This window comes from Priestia sp. FSL H7-0729 (genome assembly GCF_038005685.1).
Classification (GTDB): domain Bacteria; phylum Bacillota; class Bacilli; order Paenibacillales; family Paenibacillaceae; genus Paenibacillus.
This window is the reverse complement of sequence record NZ_JBBOTQ010000009.1, coordinates 216183-233604: the sequence shown is the minus strand read 5'-3', so window position 1 is coordinate 233604 and position 17422 is coordinate 216183. Positions and strand designations below refer to the sequence as shown.

Here is a 17422-nt window from a genome sequence, read left to right as displayed (position 1 = left end):
TTTTTTAGTATCGGGATGTAGCTCAGCTTGGTAGAGCACCTGGTTTGGGACCAGGGGGTCGCATGTTCAAATCGTGTCATCCCGATTTTATGCTTATGCGGGTGTAGTTCAATGGTAGAACTTTAGCCTTCCAAGCTAATAGCGTGGGTTCGATTCCCATCACCCGCTTACGTATTAAATAAGAAACTCTCCACATATGTGGGGAGTTTCTTATTTAATTTTCTATGCGCGAAGTAGCATTTTAATTATGTAGCTTTACAGGATTGAAAAAGAGCCAAGACGACCCTCTGTATGCTAAATAGGGTCGCTTGGCTCTTTTGTTTACGATTCGGGAAGAAGATGCTATTAGAGGCATCAGCTATAGTAATGTGATTTGACCCAATTAACGATCGTTGTGATCGGTTACTCTTCTACGCATGCCTGCTAAACCGAGGAGTCCCAGCAGACCGAGCCAGCCCCAGTCCATGCCATTATCCCGATTGGTTGTTGCGGCGTTAGCACGAACACTGTTCGTACGATAGTCACCATTGTTGCGGTAGTTCCCATCCATGTTCATGTTGGTATTTGTACGATTCATGTAGTTGCTGTCCTGATAAGACTGGACACGTGAACCGTTGGTGTCCATTCCTTTGGTCATATGATTATCAGCAGCAGCAGGACCAGCTATAGAAGCGACGAGAAGCACAGAAGCAATAATCGTTGTAGCTTTTTTCATTAGATTTGAGTCCTCCTTTTTTTTAGAGCTATAAATTAATCTGCCCAAGAGGCTAAGAAAATTATGTAGGAATAGTCTGTAAAGTTATGCCTTGATTACATTATGTTAGGAATCATACATAAGAAACTTTACTAAAAAGCAGACTGTAATGTGAAGAAAATTATATTTACATCTTTAATTTATTGCGTCACTGTGGTAAAGTATACAAAAGCTTGCTTTACCGGTCATGTTTCTTTGTATGACATCTGGCTTCAAATAATGAAATTATGCGGTTTTACCTAATAATCATGTACGGTTACTCATGTCTAAATTAACTGTATATTTATGAGTTTTTAAGTATAGGTATGAGACATTAGATTTATTAAAAGTATGTGAAAAAGGTATCATGCGGCAGCATATGACCATTGATTGAAGCAGAACAAGAAAATGAATAAAAAAGCGTGTTTTTGTGCTGTAAATCGGGGATAATCCCCATTTTTTCTAGTAGAAAAATAAAGATTTTCGTACCATTTTATTGTATGATGTTATGAAGGTGTCAAATTTACGTGTACGAATGGAACGATCAGATGGGAGGATAAGCATGACTGAAACTATGGTAACCGCCAGCAAAAGCCAATCCAACAACCTGCTTCGTAGAGACGTGCGGTTCCTGGGCAATATACTCGGAGAAGTTCTTGTCCATCAAGGCGGCACGGAGCTTCTAGATATCGTTGAGAAGATTCGGGAAACGAGCAAATCGTTGCGTGCAGAATTTCTGCCAGAGCTCTATGCAGAGTTCAAAACGATGATCCAGGAATTAGACTCGGACAATCGTCATCAGGTTATTCGGGCATTCGCTATTTATTTTCAATTAGTTAATATTGCTGAACAAAACCATCGGATCCGGCGTAAACGGGATTATGAACGTTCTGCAGGGGACGCTGTGCAGCCAGGATCGATTGAGAAAGCAGTACAGGATCTGAAGGAACGTGGATTGTCTCATACAGAGGTGGAAGAGATTCTCGACGATTTGTCGCTGGAACTCGTTATGACAGCTCACCCAACCGAAGCCATGCGCCGGGTTATTCTGGACATCCACAAACGGATATCCGAAGATGTCATGCTACTTGATAATCCTACGCTGACGTTGCGTGAACGTGAACAGTTGCGTGAGAAACTGCTGAATGAGGTTATTACACTCTGGCAGACAGATGAACTTCGCGACCGCAAACCGACTGTACTCGATGAAGTGCGGAACGGGATGTACTACTTTCATGAAACGTTGTTCCATGTACTTCCGGATGTATATCAGGAGCTGGAACGCTGCCTGAACAAATTTTATCCTGACCATGACTGGCATGTGCCGACGTATTTGCGGTTCGGTTCCTGGATCGGTGGAGACCGGGATGGAAATCCTTCGGTAACTTCAGATGTAACATGGCAGACGTTGTTGATGCAGCGCAAGCTCGCTTTGCGTGAATACCAACGGATTATGATTGAACTTATGGGCCATCTCAGCTTCAGCACGAACATCATCCACGTATCGGATGAGCTGGTGCAGTCGATTGAGCAGGACCGTAGTTGTGTTACATTGAAAAAGGTGGATATGTGGCGGAATGAAAAAGAGCCATACCGCATCAAATTGGCCTATATGATTGCCAAGTTGAACAATGTACTGGATGAGAACAAATTAGGTCAGGCTGACCGTTATCATAGCGCTCAGGATCTGATTGATGATCTGATGATTATTGATCGAAGTCTGCGCCATCATTTTGCCGATTACGTAGCGGATACAACTATTCGCAAAATGATTCGTCAAGTCGAGTTGTTTGGTTTCCATACTGCAGCATTGGATGTGCGTCAGCACAGTCAGGAACATGAAAATGCGATGTCGGAGATTTTGGCGAAAATGAACATTGTAGAAGATTATGCGCGTCTGACTGAAGACGGTAAAATCGATCTGCTTGCTCGTTTGCTGGATGATCCGCGTCCGCTTACTTCTCCTTATCACCAATACACGGAGGGAACCAAAGAGTGTCTGGATGTCTTCCGTACCATTAAGCGTGCCCAGAACGAATTTGGGATCGGCTGTATCACAAGTTACCTGATCAGTATGACGCAGGGCGCAAGTGACTTGCTGGAGGTTATGGTATTTGCCAAGGAAGTGGGCTTATTCACCAAAGGAATCAATGGTGAGGTTGTATCTACACTTCAAGCGGTACCACTGTTTGAAACGATTGATGACCTTCATGCGGCTTCGGACATTATGCAGAAGTTGTTCAACCTTCCTGTATACCGCGCAAGCGTAAAAGGACGGAATGAACTGCATGAAATCATGCTTGGTTATTCAGACAGTAACAAGGATGGCGGAGTGGTTACAGCCAACTGGGAACTGCGTGTAGCAATGAATGCGATCACAGCTGTAGGCAATGAACACGGCGTTAAGCTGAAGTTCTTCCATGGACGTGGTGGAGCTCTTGGACGTGGCGGCATGCCACTCAACCGCAGTATTCTTGCTCAACCACCGCATACCATCGGTGGAGGCATCAAGATTACGGAGCAGGGAGAGGTTATTTCTTCTCGTTACTCCCTTCAAGGGATTGCATACCGTAGTCTGGAGCAGGCAACTTCTGCTTTGATTACAGCAGCACTGAATGGTCTTGAGCCGCAAGAATCAGAATCAGAGCGTCATTGGGACAGCATCATCAAAGAGATTTCGGAAGTATCCCTGACGAAATATCAGGATCTGATTTTCCGTGATCCGGACTTCTTTACCTTCTTCAAGGAGTCCACACCGTTACCAGAAGTGGGTGAACTGAATATTGGTTCACGTCCGTCCAAGCGGAAAGGTAGCGACAAGTTCGAAGATCTGAGAGCAATTCCTTGGGTATTTGCATGGACACAAAGTCGTTATCTGCTTCCGGCATGGTATGCGGCAGGAACAGGGCTGCAAAGTTTCTATCAGGATAAAGAGGAAAATCTGGTTGTCCTGAAAGAAATGTATGCAAGCTTCCCATTCTTCCGCACCCTGATTGATACGGTTCAGATGGCTGTAGCCAAGGCAGATCTGGTGATTGCCAAAGAGTACTCAGCCATGACTTCCAACAAGGAAGCACGGGATCGCATATATGGACAAATCGAATCTGAATTCAAGCTTACAAAAGAGCTTATCCTGAAAATTACCGGAGAAGCTGAAATTCTGGATGATGTACCGGTTATTCAAGAATCTATCCGTCTTCGTAACCCTTATGTTGATCCGTTATCCTACATGCAGGTCCAGCTTCTGAGTGAGCTCAGAGATATGCGTGAACGTGGTGAGGACGATACGGAACTGCTCAGAGAAGTGTTGCTGACAATCAATGGCATCGCTGCAGGGCTGCGTAATACAGGTTGATTATTGATCTGCTCATCTGAATAAATATATGTAACAAAGTACTCATTACTTTGTTGAATAAAAGCTCTATTCTCTCCTCTACGGAGTGAGAGATGAAACGGGACTCCTGCGGGAGTTCCCGTTTTTACTGTTTTTGGCGGATATTTGTCATACAGTCTTGATTTTTGACCAAAGTTGATTTACGATTTGATTGGTGAATTACAAGTGTGGACGGGTATCAGAAGACGGAAGACCCATCAGCATGTCTGGGGGAATAAGGGTGGACAATTTGGAGAATAGGCTTGTGAAACTGGTGCTCAAGGGCGACCAGAGAGCCTTCGCAGAAATCGTTGAACTATATAAGGACAAGCTATTTCATTTGGCATATCGGATGCTGAACAATCGTCATGAAGCTGAAGACGTTGTGCAGGAGACGTTTTTACGTGTGTTTCGTAATATGGAGAAGTATGATCCGAACCAGAAGTTTTCAACCTGGATATACCGGATCGCGACCAATCTGTGTATTGACCGACTGCGCAGAAAGAAACCTTCATACTCTTTGGATGCTGAACTGAATGATCAGGAAGGATCTGATGGTTATGCAATGCTCCCGAGTGATGATCGTACACCGGAGAGTGAAGCACTCCTGTCAGAAACGCAGACGCTTATTCGGGAGGCCATTGACAGTTTGCCGGCCAAGTATAAGTCCGTTATGATTCTGAGATATTTACAGGACTTGTCGCTACAGGAAATCAGTGACGTGACAGGTATGCCCGTAACAACGATCAAGACACGCGTTCATCGGGGCCGTGATTTTTTACGTAAAAAATTGGAGTATAAGTTATAAATGTTAAACGCCTTTAAATATGGGCGAAATTATTTGAAACATATCCGAAACGGATGCGTATGTAATGTATGCAAGTCTTATGCGTGCTTTGTAATGGCTCATGGACTAAGTGATTTAAGAAAGGATTGGCTCTCATATGGATTGCAACTCGGCCGTCTCTTTAATGCATGAATGTTTGGATGAGTCGTTGTCCCCGGCCCAGAAGGTTGAATTGAAAAGTCACCTTGTGATCTGTCCGGATTGTCGCATGCGCTTTAAAGAGTTGGAACAGACGGAAATGCTACTCTTTGCCATGAAACACTATTCACCGTCTGCCTCTGATGAGCTGACCAATCGAATTATGAATGCTCTGCCCCAGCCCAAGAGACAGCAAGTATGGCTCAAATGGGTCAAAGGACATCCCGCGCTGACGGCGGCAGCCTTCTTTTTGGTCGTGATGCTCTTTAGCGCCTTGAATTTCTGGAATCAGAATAACGAAATGGTCGTTAAGGGAAATAATCTGGACCAGATCGTGATTCAGGGTAACACGGTAATTGTTCCTGAAGGTAAGTCAATTGCTGGCGATCTTACGATAGAAAATGGAACCGCGCAAGTATATGGTGATGTGAACGGCAATCTGACGGTTATCGACGGACAACTGTTTCAGGCTTCAACAGCGCATATTTCAGGTCAAGTAAAAAGTATTGATCAAGCGCTGGACTGGTTCTGGTACAAAATAACCAATATGGTAAATGAAGTGGCTTATCGCTAGAACAGGGTAAAATCTTCAATGGTATATACCAAGCAGGGTACCTCCAGATTGCATGGGGTACTCTTTTTTTATACGTAAACTTTGTAATTCATGGTAAATGTAATGTTTATGTGCAGTTTGAGACTGCCGTAACTTGCAACCTGAACGTTAACGTTATAACCTAGATACTAAAGAGAACATACTACTACATATAGATACGCATTTTGCACAAATCGAATGATGCAAAAATGCGGAGACAAAGGATTATATAAAATCCTAATGGGTTAATATGAGATCAGGGTTTACTCATCAATGGGGATAGCGGGGGCTGGCTTATGAATTATTTTGCTGACTTAACGTGGACAGAGTCCATTAAGGACGTTATCGATATATTGATCGTTACCTATATTATGTACAAACTGATTTTGCTTGTGCGGGGTACACGTGCTGTTCAGCTCCTGAAGGGAATTCTGTTCCTTGTGCTGATCTGGGCATTAAGTACGTGGCTAAACCTGTATACGCTCAAATGGTTAATGAACCAGATGTTTACGTTTGGTGTCGTTGCGGTGTTCATTATCTTTCAGCCGGAACTGCGTCGTGGTCTGGAGCAATTGGGACGCGGTAAGCTGTTTGGACGTTCAGCGGCAGCGAGTGATGAAGAATTAACGGTGTTAATTGGTGAGATTATTAAGTCTGTTAATTATCTGTCACGGCGTAAAATCGGCGCATTGGTCGTATTTGAACGTGAAACGGGTCTGAACGATTATACGGAATCGGGCATTAAGATGCACTCTCTGGTCAGCTCGGAGCTGATGATTAACATCTTTATTCCAAATACACCGCTCCATGATGGAGCCGTCATTATACAAGGAAAACAGATTTCGGCGGCAGCTTGTTATTTGCCATTATCAGAGAATCCGTTTATCAGTAAGGAATTGGGAACACGTCATCGTGCAGCAATCGGGATTACCGAAGTTGCAGATGCGATCTGTTTGGTTGTCTCCGAGGAGACAGGACAAGTGTCACTTGCAATGAATGGACAGGTCGTTCGTGATATTAAGGAAGAATCGCTGATTGCCAAACTGTATGAGGAGTTGCGCCCTACATCCAATCTGAAAAAGAATGGTTGGACAACCTTCTGGAAACGGAAGGGAGGACGTAACAATGGATAAGTGGTTTAACAATAATAACTTTGCCAAAATACTTGCACTTGCGGTTAGCCTGCTGCTCTGGTTCATGATTCATCTGGATGAAGTACCAACCACCCCTACGATTACAACAGGGACTACCAATAAGGTTGTGGAACGTACGGTGCCTGTTCAACCTTATGGATTAGACAGTAACAGCTATGTGCTTACTTCATTAAGTACGGATGAGGTCCGGCTGGAGATCAAAGGGCAGCGCTCGATGCTAACATCGATTTTTACCAATGACGATTACAAGGTACTGGTCGATCTGAGTCAGGTGAAAGATGGATCGAATACACTGCCACTGGTACCTGATTTGCCTTCCGGGGTAGAAGTGGTCAGTATGGAGCCTTCCATGGTTACTGTGAATGTAGAGAAATTGGGCACCAAATCCTTCAATGTGAATATTGTACCCGAAGGGGAACCATCCGCCGGATACAGCGCTGGATCGCCCGTAATGGAACCTTCGACACCGGTTAAGGTAACTCTGCCCGAGGGACAACTTGAGGCTGTAGCGAAGGTCCAGGGCAGTGTGAGCGTGAAAGATGCCAAGGAAGATGTCATACAGAAAAAAGTGAAGCTTCAAGCATACGATGCTGAAGGTAAGGTCCTTGAAAACGCGATTATAATACCTCAAACGGTTGAAGTCCGTGTTCCGGTCAATCAGCCCTATACATCTATACCCTTAAGAATCAAATATTCGGGACAGCTTCCAGAAGGACTGGTTCTCTCCACAGTAGAGCCTAACGTGAAAGAAGTCTCGGTTTATGGATCAGAGGATGCCCTTGCGGGTATACAGTCCTACGACCAAGTAACCCTTGATCTTACACAGTTTGATCAATCGGGTACTTCAACAGTTAACGTGGACTTGACGCCGCCTTCCGGTTTTGAGAAAATCGAGCCTAGTTCGATTCAGATTAAGGTCACCATATCACCATTTGACGAGGTAGAGGAGACAACCAAAGTTTTTCCGAACGTCCCCATTATGCTTACAGGTGCGGGGAATGGATTGGAAGGGACGCTGGTTACACCTCGAAGCGGCGGTCTGAACCTTACACTTACAGGCTCACCAAGTATGCTTGAGGGTCTGAGTAGTGAGGATATCAAGTTGACAGGTGATCTTGCTGGACTTGAGGTTGGAACGCATGAGATCAAGCTTGATGCGGACCTGCCCCGTTTTGCCAAACTGGATGAATCATCCAATGCTCTGAGTGCAACGGTCAAAATTAGCGAAAAGGCTGAAGATACAACGACTACTCCTAGTGAAGAGCCGACTGACGAGGGGACGGTAGCTCCTGACCCTTCACCAGCCGAGGTCGAAAATGGGGGAACTGAGCCTGTTCCTGATGAAGAAGAAACGGAATCGAATACGGATACTCAGGATCAGGGGCAACAAGGGAACACAAGCAATCGAGGTAGTTTAAATAACAACAACAGCGGTACTGGCAGTAAAAGTGGCTCGAATCCGTAAATGTTCTAATTCTAAAATTCTTAAAAATAATAATAGTGCTCGTATATGATGCGAATAGAAGGAGTTAAATCATGGGGAAATATTTTGGTACAGACGGTGTAAGAGGGGTTGCCAATAAAGAGTTAACGGCAGAGCTGGCTTACAGCATTGGACGTTGTGGTGGTTACGTGCTTGCAGGTGGTGTAGAAAGACCAAAAGTGGTTATCGGCATGGATACTCGTATCTCGGGATTGATGTTGGAATCCGCACTGGTTGCAGGTCTGTTGTCCATTGGCGCTGATGTGATTCGTCTGGGCGTTGTATCGACTCCGGGAGTGGCGTACATTGCACGTTTGTTGAAAGCTGATGCGGGCGTGATGATCTCGGCTTCTCACAACCCGGTTGAGGATAACGGAATCAAGTTCTTTGGCGGAGATGGCTTCAAGCTGTCGGATGAAACAGAGAACCGGATTGAAGAGCTGATGGATGCGGAGACAGATCAATTGCCACGGCCAGTTGGTGGCGGTCTGGGAACCGTAACGACGGATGAAGAATCCCGTTATCGTTACCTCGACTTCCTGAAAACGACTGTCAATGAGTCTTTCTCTGGCCTTAAAATTGTTTTGGACTGTGCAAATGGAGCAGCTTATGAGCTGGCACCAAAATTGTTTAGTGAACTTGGTGCAGAAGTCATTGCCATTGGCGCTGAGCCTAACGGTCTGAATATTAATGAGCAGTGCGGATCAACGCATCCAGAGAATTTGAAGCAAGAAGTGCTCAAACATAAAGCGGATTTAGGTCTTGCTTTTGACGGGGATGCAGATCGACTGATTGCTATTGATGAGACAGGCGCTGAAGTGGACGGAGACTTCATTCTGTGTATCTGTGGTGATGCGATGAATCGTGCAGGAAAACTGAAAGATAGTACAGTTGTATCGACCGTTATGAGTAACATCGGGTTCTACAAAGCAACGGAGAAACTTGCACTGAAAACAGCTAAAACTGCAGTAGGTGACCGTTATGTGATGGAAGAAATGCGTCGCGGCGGTTACAATCTGGGCGGAGAGCAATCTGGCCATGTTATTTTCCTGGATTACAATACGACTGGAGACGGTATGCTGACTGCGATTCAACTCGTGGATACACTCAAGGCTTCAGGTAAAAAACTGAGTGAACTTAAAGCGCTAATGACCCAGTATCCACAAGTATTGGTGAATGTGCGTGTTGAAGATAAGAGCAAATACGAGGGCAATTCCGCGATCGAGCAAGCTATTGCTACTGTAGAACAACAACTCGGCGATAATGGACGTGTACTCGTTCGCGCTTCGGGTACTGAATCCCTGATCCGTGTTATGGCGGAAGGACCAGATAAAGACGAACTTGAACAATTTGTGTCTCAAATCGCAGATGTAGTTCAAAAAGAACTGGTATAGGATTGGTACGTGTTCAAAAAGTCTGGTTTTCAGTACCAAGAAGATGGAATGAAGATAGAAATGGAGTAGCGGAGCGTAGGCAAACTACGTGAGCAACGGACATTTCGGCTGAATTTCATATTCGATGCTGATAATGCCATTAGGCATGATTCGTAATCAAAAGCGGACTTTTTGAATTTCCTCTAAGGATGAATATTCCTGCGTCCCGGCTTGATGAGACCATAGGTCCGTTTATCCGGTCGGGATTGTGGGTAAATATGCTGAAATTGTCACAGGTACTTTGCTCCATTGCAAAATGGACCTGACGTGCATATAATGAGTGGAGTCGTCATTCAGACACAGAAAGTGAGGAACGTAAGGTCACAGTTACACAAGCGCCAGAGCTTGGAGTTGCGCGGGATGATGTTGATCAGGATTTCTTCTAGGTTGAAGAACGGCTGATTAAGATCAACGGCAATCAAGCTGACGAGGTGGAGGTGTTCGGATTGTTCGGCGGGGACCTCCCGGTGAAGCACCAGAGCCGTAAACCGGATTGCGGAAAATGGATGGGTGACTGTCCACACAACGCGCCGGTGCAGGTGCAAGAGTTAAACTAAAAATTCAAATGAATGTGCGTGAAGAGCGTAAACAGTACGCGGGCGGGAAAATGATGTACATTCATGATTGCATTCATAACAGCTTATGATGACAGCGGGGCGACAAGAGGTCGCTCTGATCATTGATAATTGAATAAGTAACAAGTATTCATGAAACGTTAGGCAATCACTCATTTTTCCGATATGCCGCCTCTACCTGTTCTCTTCGTGACACAGTATTCATATACAAACGGAGGAAATAAACTATGTGCGGTATTGTTGGATATATTGGTAATAAGAACACTCAATCGGTATTGGTCGAAGGATTGAAAAAACTCGAGTATCGTGGTTATGATTCTGCAGGTATTGCGGTATTCACACCAGAAGGTCTGCAAATCACGAAAGCTCTTGGTCGCCTTGCGAACCTTGAAGCCAAGCTGGATGGTGCACCACTGGTAGGTAATGCCGGAATCGGACACACACGTTGGGCAACTCATGGTAAACCATCGGATGAGAACTCTCATCCACACACGGATGGAAGCCAAAAGTTCTCTGTTGTGCATAACGGTATTATCGAGAACTACCTGGATTTGAAGGACGAATTGATGGCTCAAGGTCATACATTCACTTCCGAGACAGATACTGAGGTTATCTCTCACCTGATCGCACGTGAATACAATGGTGATATCGTTAAAACAGTACAAAAAGTGATCACGTTGTTGCGTGGTGCATTTGCACTGGGTGTACTGACAGAGCATGAGCCTGAGAAACTCGTAGCTGTGCGTCAAGCAAGCCCATTGATTATTGGTATTGGTGAAGGCGAGAACTTCATCGGTTCCGACATCCCGGCAATTCTGGAACATACACGTAACGTGTACATTCTGAATGATGGTGAGATGGCTGTTTTGACACATGATGCTGTCGAATTGATGACGATTGAAGGCAACTTTATTTCTCGGGAAATGATTCGTGTCGATTGGGATGCTGTAACCGCAGAAAAAGGCGGATTCGAGCACTTCATGTTGAAAGAAATTCATGAGCAACCAAAAGCATATCGTGATACAATGCTTGGTCGCATCGATAATGAAGGCAAAAAAGTTCAACTTCCTGAGTTGAAAATGACTGAAGAACAAATTAAAAATATCCGTAACGTTCAAATCATTGCATGTGGTACAGCGTACCATGCAGGTCTGGTTGGACGTACAGTGATTGAGCAATTGGTGCGTATTCCGGTTGAAACTGATGTGGCTTCCGAGTACCGTTACCGTTCTCCAATCGTGCACAAAGATACACTCGTAATCGTAGTGAGCCAATCCGGTGAAACTGCCGATACGCTTGCTGCATTGCGTGAAGCACAATCCAATGGCGCACATGTACTGGCAATCACAAACGTAGTGGGCAGTTCCATTGCACGTGATGCTGATGATGTTATCGCAACATTGGCAGGTCCTGAAATTGCTGTAGCTTCTACCAAAGCATATACTTCACAGTTGATCGCGTTCAACTTGCTTGGTCTGTATCTTGCACAAGTTCGTGGTACACAATCTGCTGAAGAGATTGCACACACGCTGGCAGCAATGCAAGCATTGCCTGAGCAAGTGGAATCCATGTTGGAGCAAGCTGAAGCAATCAAAGGATATGCAGAGCAAATCTCCAAACATGAACACCTCTTCTTCATCGGCCGTGGTCTTGATTATGCAGTAGCTCAAGAAGGGTCTTTGAAACTCAAAGAGATCTCTTATATTCACTCCGAAGCTTATGCTGCAGGTGAGTTGAAACATGGTACGCTTGCACTGATCGAAGATGGTATTCCTGTTATTGCCCTGGCAACACAGGAAAACGTACTTGAGAAAACAGTGAGCAACATTAAAGAAGTGAAAGCACGTGGTGCGGATGTACTGGCAATTACGTACGAAGAGCACGTAGCACCATTGCTGAAATCTGTAGACCAAGCGTTTGCAATTCCTAAGACGCTGCCACTGCTTAGCCCGGCTCTGTCTGTAGTTGCGCTGCAATTGCTGGCATACTACGCTTCCCTGGCACTGGGTCACGATGTGGATAAACCACGTAACCTGGCGAAAAGCGTAACGGTTGAGTAAGGTTAAATCTGGATTTGAAAATTTTTTAACAAGTAAATAGTTATTCGAAAAGATGATATGACCTAGTCATGTCATCTTTTTTATTTATCCAGTATACTGATCATAGGAATTTTTCATCATGAATAGATCTAAGTTGAATGAACATATCGTAAACGAAGAGGGATGAAAAAGATGGAGACTTGTACGGATGTATTGATCGTGGTTGATCTACAAAATGGCGTTTGTTATGATGGGGATCACTTGTATGATCTGAATAATCTACTCAATAGAGTAAATAGAAGAATTGCTTTGTATAGAGAATTACAAAAACCGATCATTTTTGTACAACACTGTGATGAAGCATTAGTGCCTGGAGAAGAAGCATGGGCTTTACATGCCGATCTTGATGTTCAAGAGCAAGATTTTTTGGTGCGGAAAAACCATGCGAATTCGTTCTACGAAACAAACTTGGAAAGTCTCTTGGACCAATTAGCTGTACATCGTATCGAGTTTTGTGGTGCGCAAACAGAATACTGCATGGATGCTACGATAAAATATGCTCATGGATTGGGTTACGACAATTATATGATTCAGAATGGAACGTCCACTTTAGATAATCCATGGATGTCTGCAAAAGAGACGATTTCCTTTTATGAAAACATATGGAACCATAGATTCTTGAAATGGATAGATCATGAATCGTAGAAAATCGGAAAAACTGAAGGTATATAGAAAGGGTCCTGATGACATAAAACAATGTCATAGGACCTCTTTTTTATTTAAGTACAAGTACGCGTTTCTATATTAACAGTGATGCTACAACTATGCAAAGAAATCATCCTGTTGTCACTCCGTGTAATGTGTACTGTGTAATGAGCAAAGAGTAGAGCTATTGATTACGCCCAAGTTGTAGTCGTTTCAACCGGGAGACGATAGGAAGGATAGCCTTCTTTGGCTGCTTTCCCTAAGGAGATCAACATCACGGGCTGGAAGCGCTCTTTATCCAAGCCGAAAACTTCAGCAATCTGGTCTTTGTCATAGCCGGCCATGGGGTTCGTATCATAGCCATGAGCACGGGCAACGAGCATGAGTTGCATGGATATGAGGCCTGAATCAATGAGGTTCATATCACGGAGTTCGGATGCGCTTATGTTCGCATAATAAGGTTGTACCTGCTGCATCTGCATATCCATAATGTCTTGTGGCATGTATCCAAGTTCCACTGATTTGCTGAAGATCTCTTCCATGTATTCAACGTTGTTGGCATCGTAAAATACGGCAATGACAGCGGAAGACGTTAGCGCCTGTGTTTGGTTAAAAGAGGCCAGTGGTGCAAGCTTCTCTTTGCCTTCAGCACTGTCGATGACAAGAAAACGCCACGGTTGCATGTTAATGGCCGAAGGGGCACGTGAAGCTTTCGCTAGAATTTCGGTCATCTCCTCGCGGCTGATCTTCACTTCAGGGTCATAGACTTTAACGGAATGGCGCTCCAAGACGATAGTATCAAAATCATTGGTTTTGTTGAATTGACCGGTAATTGTATTCATATGAATATCTCTCCTCATATCTAATAGTAGTGGATTGGGGTATGGGTTATACTTTTATCCGTCTTACTATGAGGATTGTAAACTATGAAGTATACTTTATAGCAAGAAGAAGAAACAGGAGAGATTCATATGAAGATTAGTGAAGTAGCGAACAGTGTAAACCTTCCGATATCCACGATTCGGTACTACGAGAAAATAGGTATTATCACAGCTGAACATGTGCTGAGAGACCATAATAACTATCGGATCTATGCGCAGAGCATTATTCAGCATCTGGAAGTGGTCAAACAATGTTTAGCTGTTGGTTTTACGATCCATGAGATCCAATCAATGATCTCTAAAAATGGGTTTTCAAGTGAAGATCAAGCAAGCATTATCCAAGCGAAAATATCAGAAATTGAAGAAGCACAAAAACAATTAGAGAATTCCAAACAAAATCTGTACGAAATTCTTAAAGCGGATATTACGTGTGAGGATGGTTTTGGTAAGTATTGAGCCGGATGTTCCTCTTGAGCTTTTCAGTCAGTAGGTTTGTACTTCAAATCGAAACAATAGAATATAGACCGTCCTGTATACGTAAATTACCGGACTTGCCAGCCTCCACCATCACCTCAGTAGCAAATACACCGGGCATGCGCCCGTCCGGGAACCACGGCATCTGTTTATCAATGACAATAAACATGCCTTCTGCATCACCCGTGGGAGAGAATTTCTTTCCGTCTCCGGCAAAGGGGTCAAGTCGATAATGCCCATTCAATGTGCTCATGGTCTCGGGAACATCATCCACAGGCAGGCCGATTTCACTAATACATAATAGATGCCTCGCTTCGAAAGCTTCATCGACAGCATTATCGAGTGAATGGTGAGCGATGAATTCCATCAAGTTGCCACTTGGATCATAGAAATAAAAGGCGGTTGCATCCCAGTAGGGGAAATAAAATTCATCCTGTCCATCTTTGGAGAGTAATGGAATGTTACGATCTTGGGCCCACCTTTTCGCATCAGCAAGTTTATTCGTTGGAATCGTAAATGCTACATGATAGTACGGCTTCTCCTGTTCAGGAGCCTTTTTGAAAGAAAGCACCGAGTCTCCCGCATGGAATGAAACGGAATTAGGACGATCCTCCACAACATTCAGCTCCAGTACTTTATGGTAAAACTCTCTCATGACCTCGATCTGATGTGTCAACAAACCGACTTCTCTTATTTTCATGTCAATATCTCTCTCCTTAACTCATTTTTAATTGAAATACTCGATTGTCTTCTCAATAAATGCTTTGGCGGATTGCGTCAGATAACGGTCGGAGCAATGGATGATCTCAAAGTGCCGATATGGCGGATCATCTGTAATTCGAATACAGCGTAGCGTGGGCTCATTCATGGCCAGAATCAGAGGATAAGGCAACAGTGTTCCGCCGATGTTGGCTTTGACCAGACTAATGATGGAGGTTGCCGAACTAGTCTCCATGATGGTATTAAGGCTAAAACCATATTTACGACAATAGTCATCGACTAATTCCCTGCCGGTAAATCCTTCGGGGAACATCACCGTTTGAATATCACGCAACTCCTGAATCTCAATGGTGCTTCGTTCAGCCCAATGATGATTCTCGGAAACGACAAGTACATACTCTTCACTGCACAAAGGAATGCGGACAAGCCGATCATCAGGCGCAGACGTGATCTCGATGCCGATGTCCACTTCGTTTTCCAACACTTGATTCACGACATAGATCGAAGAGATCACCTTCAATTGCACCTTGGGGAATCGGGCATGAAAATCAACGAGCAATGGAGTGAGACGGTAATCCAAATCGGATGGAAGAACACCGATAACCAATCGTCCCCGCTGATCATTGCGGAATTCTGCTAGTGCATCTTGGGTATTTTGAAGATGCCGGATCATCTGTACACAGTGCTCCAGAAACAGAGTGCCTGCCTGGGTCATTACAATCTTTTTGCCGACACGGTCAAACAAAGGTACACCAAGTTCATCCTCCAACCCACGTATTTGTTGACTCAACGTAGGTTGAGATATGCCAAGTTTCTCAGCTGCCCGAGTAAAATGAAGCTCCTCACACACGGTAATAAAGTTTTCCATCTGACGAATCTCCATCAATTCACCTCTAATCATTGGTTATATCAATCATTTTAATAGAAATAATAGTATTGTTCAATCATTATGATTATCCTATACTTAATCTTGCAGCACCTGAAGATCCAGTCATTAACGAATAGGAGCTTTGGTGAAGGCGACAATACTATTACCATGAGGTGACCCATAATGAAATTTTTTTATATTGTCTTGGCACTTATTTTAGCTTCACTGAACTTAAGACCACCGATTACTTCCATTTCTCCTCTCATGAGCACCATACAGAATGATCTGGGTTTGAGTGGTATGACCGCCAGTCTTTTAACAACACTACCGGTATTATGTATGGGCATATTCGCTCCGTTCTCCGTAAGATTAAGTAGAAGGTGGGGGAACGAAGGGGCTATTGTACTGGCTTTAATTCTGATTGGGATAGGTACAGGATTACGATTGTTCGTGGGCACATCGCCCCTAATGATGTTTACTTCTTTTCTGTCGGGTGTAGGGATTGCATTGGCAGGTCCGCTGCTGTCCAGCTTTATTAAGCAGTATTTCCCTAACCGAGTAGCAGCCATGGTAGGCATCTACTCTACAGCGATGGTGATGGGGGCCAGCATTAGTGTGGGATTATCGGTACCGCTTCAGCATACGCTAGGTGGATCTTGGAGAGGATCTTTAGCTACATGGGCATTACTCGCATTCATTGCATTACCGATCTGGTTAAAATTAGCCTGGTCTGCACGTGCGGAACGGCAAACTGGACACACTTCGGCTGTAATACATGCAACACTCCCGGTGAAGAACCGACGTGCATGGGTCCTGACCTTATTCTTTGGGCTGATGGCAGCGATCTTCTATTCATTAACCGCTTGGCTTGCACCAGCGATTCAAAGTCAGGGTTATAGCCAAGAGACTGCTGGCAACATCCAAACGTTATTTACATTAATATCGCTACCCTCAACGCTATTCATTCCCATGCTTGTACACCGGTACCAAAGACGTGTATTCTGGCTTGTTGGATGTGCAATGATGGAGTTGATGGGTGTCCTGATGCTGAATCTCTCTGTCAGCCCGTGGCTCGCAGCAATCCCGCTCGGTATTGGTGCAGGTGGACTATTCCCGATCGCACTCATGTTGCCGATTGATGAGACAAACAATGCGCAGGAAGCCAGTAGCTGGTCTGCTATGACGCAATCCGGTGGCTACATTCTCGGAGCACTTGGGCCGCTGGCGATTGGTTGGCTTCACGATCTGACAGGCAGCTTCGTGCAAGCATTCTACGGTTTGGTTATCATCATCGTGCTGCAAATGATCGTACAAATCGCTATAGGTAATAAAAAAAAACGCAAAAGTTGTTGGTCAGGAGCGGAGCTAGTAGTCATGTAAAGTTAAATGGGGGTAGAAATATAATCT

General features: G+C 44.4%; 14 protein-coding genes and 2 tRNA genes. 12 read left to right on the top strand and 4 right to left on the bottom strand.

The features are described from left to right. Positions 1-11: 11 nt before the first annotated feature. Together MHH93_RS20350 and MHH93_RS20345 are read left to right on the top strand one after the other, a co-directional pair. Positions 12-85: transfer RNA gene (locus tag MHH93_RS20350), tRNA-Pro, on the top strand. 12 nt (positions 86-97) lie between these two features. Then, positions 98-168: transfer RNA gene (locus MHH93_RS20345), tRNA-Gly, on the top strand. 214 nt (positions 169-382) lie between these two features. Here MHH93_RS20345 and MHH93_RS20340 read toward each other — a convergent pair. Further along, positions 383-715 (bottom strand): WGxxGxxG family protein, encoded by a 333-nt coding sequence (locus tag MHH93_RS20340; RefSeq protein WP_500055495.1) that lies wholly within the window; start codon positions 713-715, stop codon positions 383-385. 580 nt (positions 716-1295) lie between these two features. Between MHH93_RS20340 and ppc the strand changes: the two genes are divergently transcribed. The 8 genes from ppc (at position 1296) to MHH93_RS20300 (ending at position 13072) form a co-directional block, all read left to right on the top strand. Then, on the top strand, positions 1296-4088 hold the full coding sequence (gene ppc / locus MHH93_RS20335) for a phosphoenolpyruvate carboxylase (protein WP_500055494.1): 2793 nt from the start codon (positions 1296-1298) through the stop codon (positions 4086-4088). Positions 4089-4347: 259 nt separating this feature from the next. Then, positions 4348-4914: an RNA polymerase sigma factor SigW gene (gene sigW, locus MHH93_RS20330; protein ID WP_017692117.1), complete on the top strand. Its 567-nt coding sequence runs from the start codon at positions 4348-4350 to the stop codon at positions 4912-4914. 136 nt (positions 4915-5050) lie between these two features. Then, positions 5051-5665 carry a zf-HC2 domain-containing protein gene (locus MHH93_RS20325; protein ID WP_017692118.1) on the top strand — a complete coding sequence of 205 codons (615 nt, stop codon included), beginning with the start codon at positions 5051-5053 and terminating at the stop codon, positions 5663-5665. 314 nt (positions 5666-5979) lie between these two features. Beyond that, on the top strand, positions 5980-6816 hold the full coding sequence (gene cdaA, locus MHH93_RS20320) for a diadenylate cyclase CdaA (RefSeq protein WP_017692119.1): 837 nt from the start codon (positions 5980-5982) through the stop codon (positions 6814-6816). After that, positions 6809-8302 carry a CdaR family protein gene (locus MHH93_RS20315; protein ID WP_500055493.1) on the top strand — a complete coding sequence of 498 codons (1494 nt, stop codon included), beginning with the start codon at positions 6809-6811 and terminating at the stop codon, positions 8300-8302. Before cdaA ends, MHH93_RS20315 begins: the two co-directional genes overlap by 8 nt. Before the next feature lie 71 nt (positions 8303-8373). Further along, positions 8374-9714 (top strand): phosphoglucosamine mutase, encoded by a 1341-nt coding sequence (gene glmM, locus MHH93_RS20310; protein WP_145325919.1) that lies wholly within the window; start codon positions 8374-8376, stop codon positions 9712-9714. 841 nt (positions 9715-10555) lie between these two features. Next, positions 10556-12388, top strand: coding sequence for a glutamine--fructose-6-phosphate transaminase (isomerizing) (glmS, locus tag MHH93_RS20305; protein ID WP_076217241.1), 1833 nt, complete (start codon positions 10556-10558; stop codon positions 12386-12388). A gap of 171 nt (positions 12389-12559) precedes the next feature. Further along, positions 12560-13072: a cysteine hydrolase family protein gene (locus tag MHH93_RS20300; RefSeq protein WP_500055504.1), complete on the top strand. Its 513-nt coding sequence runs from the start codon at positions 12560-12562 to the stop codon at positions 13070-13072. Positions 13073-13263: 191 nt separating this feature from the next. On the opposite strand, the gene MHH93_RS20295 is transcribed toward MHH93_RS20300, so the two are convergent. Continuing rightward, positions 13264-13914, bottom strand: coding sequence for a nitroreductase family protein (locus MHH93_RS20295; protein ID WP_500055492.1), 651 nt, complete (start codon positions 13912-13914; stop codon positions 13264-13266). Between the two features lie 129 nt (positions 13915-14043). On the opposite strand from MHH93_RS20295, the gene MHH93_RS20290 reads away from it, so the two are divergent. After that, positions 14044-14409 carry a MerR family transcriptional regulator gene (locus MHH93_RS20290; RefSeq protein WP_500055491.1) on the top strand — a complete coding sequence of 122 codons (366 nt, stop codon included), beginning with the start codon at positions 14044-14046 and terminating at the stop codon, positions 14407-14409. A gap of 43 nt (positions 14410-14452) precedes the next feature. Here MHH93_RS20290 and MHH93_RS20285 read toward each other — a convergent pair whose 3' ends face one another. Next, positions 14453-15127, bottom strand: a complete 675-nt coding sequence (locus MHH93_RS20285; RefSeq protein ID WP_500055490.1) for a VOC family protein — start codon at positions 15125-15127, stop codon at positions 14453-14455. A gap of 27 nt (positions 15128-15154) precedes the next feature. Further along, the gene (locus tag MHH93_RS20280; protein ID WP_500055489.1) at positions 15155-16015 is read right to left on the bottom strand and encodes a LysR family transcriptional regulator; all 861 of its coding nucleotides are present in this window, start codon (positions 16013-16015) and stop codon (positions 15155-15157) included. A gap of 183 nt (positions 16016-16198) precedes the next feature. Here MHH93_RS20280 and MHH93_RS20275 point away from each other — a divergent pair, with 183 nt between their 5' ends. Then, positions 16199-17395, top strand: coding sequence for a CynX/NimT family MFS transporter (locus tag MHH93_RS20275; protein ID WP_500055488.1), 1197 nt, complete (start codon positions 16199-16201; stop codon positions 17393-17395). Positions 17396-17422: the final 27 nt, after the last annotated feature.

Excerpts from the sequence above, each read along its gene's own strand:
- MHH93_RS20280 (WP_500055489.1), bottom strand. The coding sequence starts at position 16,015 with ATGGAAAACTTTATTACCGTGTGTGAGGAGCTTCATTTTACTCGGGCA.
- MHH93_RS20300 (WP_500055504.1), top strand. The coding sequence starts at position 12,560 with ATGGAGACTTGTACGGATGTATTGATCGTGGTTGATCTACAAAATGGC.
- MHH93_RS20290 (WP_500055491.1), top strand. The coding sequence starts at position 14,044 with ATGAAGATTAGTGAAGTAGCGAACAGTGTAAACCTTCCGATATCCACG.
- MHH93_RS20325 (WP_017692118.1), top strand. The coding sequence starts at position 5,051 with ATGGATTGCAACTCGGCCGTCTCTTTAATGCATGAATGTTTGGATGAG.
- MHH93_RS20295 (WP_500055492.1), bottom strand. The coding sequence starts at position 13,914 with ATGAATACAATTACCGGTCAATTCAACAAAACCAATGATTTTGATACT.
- ppc (WP_500055494.1), top strand. The coding sequence starts at position 1,296 with ATGACTGAAACTATGGTAACCGCCAGCAAAAGCCAATCCAACAACCTG.
- MHH93_RS20315 (WP_500055493.1), top strand. The coding sequence starts at position 6,809 with ATGGATAAGTGGTTTAACAATAATAACTTTGCCAAAATACTTGCACTT.
- glmM (WP_145325919.1), top strand. The coding sequence starts at position 8,374 with ATGGGGAAATATTTTGGTACAGACGGTGTAAGAGGGGTTGCCAATAAA.
- cdaA (WP_017692119.1), top strand. The coding sequence starts at position 5,980 with ATGAATTATTTTGCTGACTTAACGTGGACAGAGTCCATTAAGGACGTT.
- MHH93_RS20285 (WP_500055490.1), bottom strand. The coding sequence starts at position 15,127 with ATGAAAATAAGAGAAGTCGGTTTGTTGACACATCAGATCGAGGTCATG.
- MHH93_RS20275 (WP_500055488.1), top strand. The coding sequence starts at position 16,199 with ATGAAATTTTTTTATATTGTCTTGGCACTTATTTTAGCTTCACTGAAC.
- MHH93_RS20340 (WP_500055495.1), bottom strand. The coding sequence starts at position 715 with ATGAAAAAAGCTACAACGATTATTGCTTCTGTGCTTCTCGTCGCTTCT.
- glmS (WP_076217241.1), top strand. The coding sequence starts at position 10,556 with ATGTGCGGTATTGTTGGATATATTGGTAATAAGAACACTCAATCGGTA.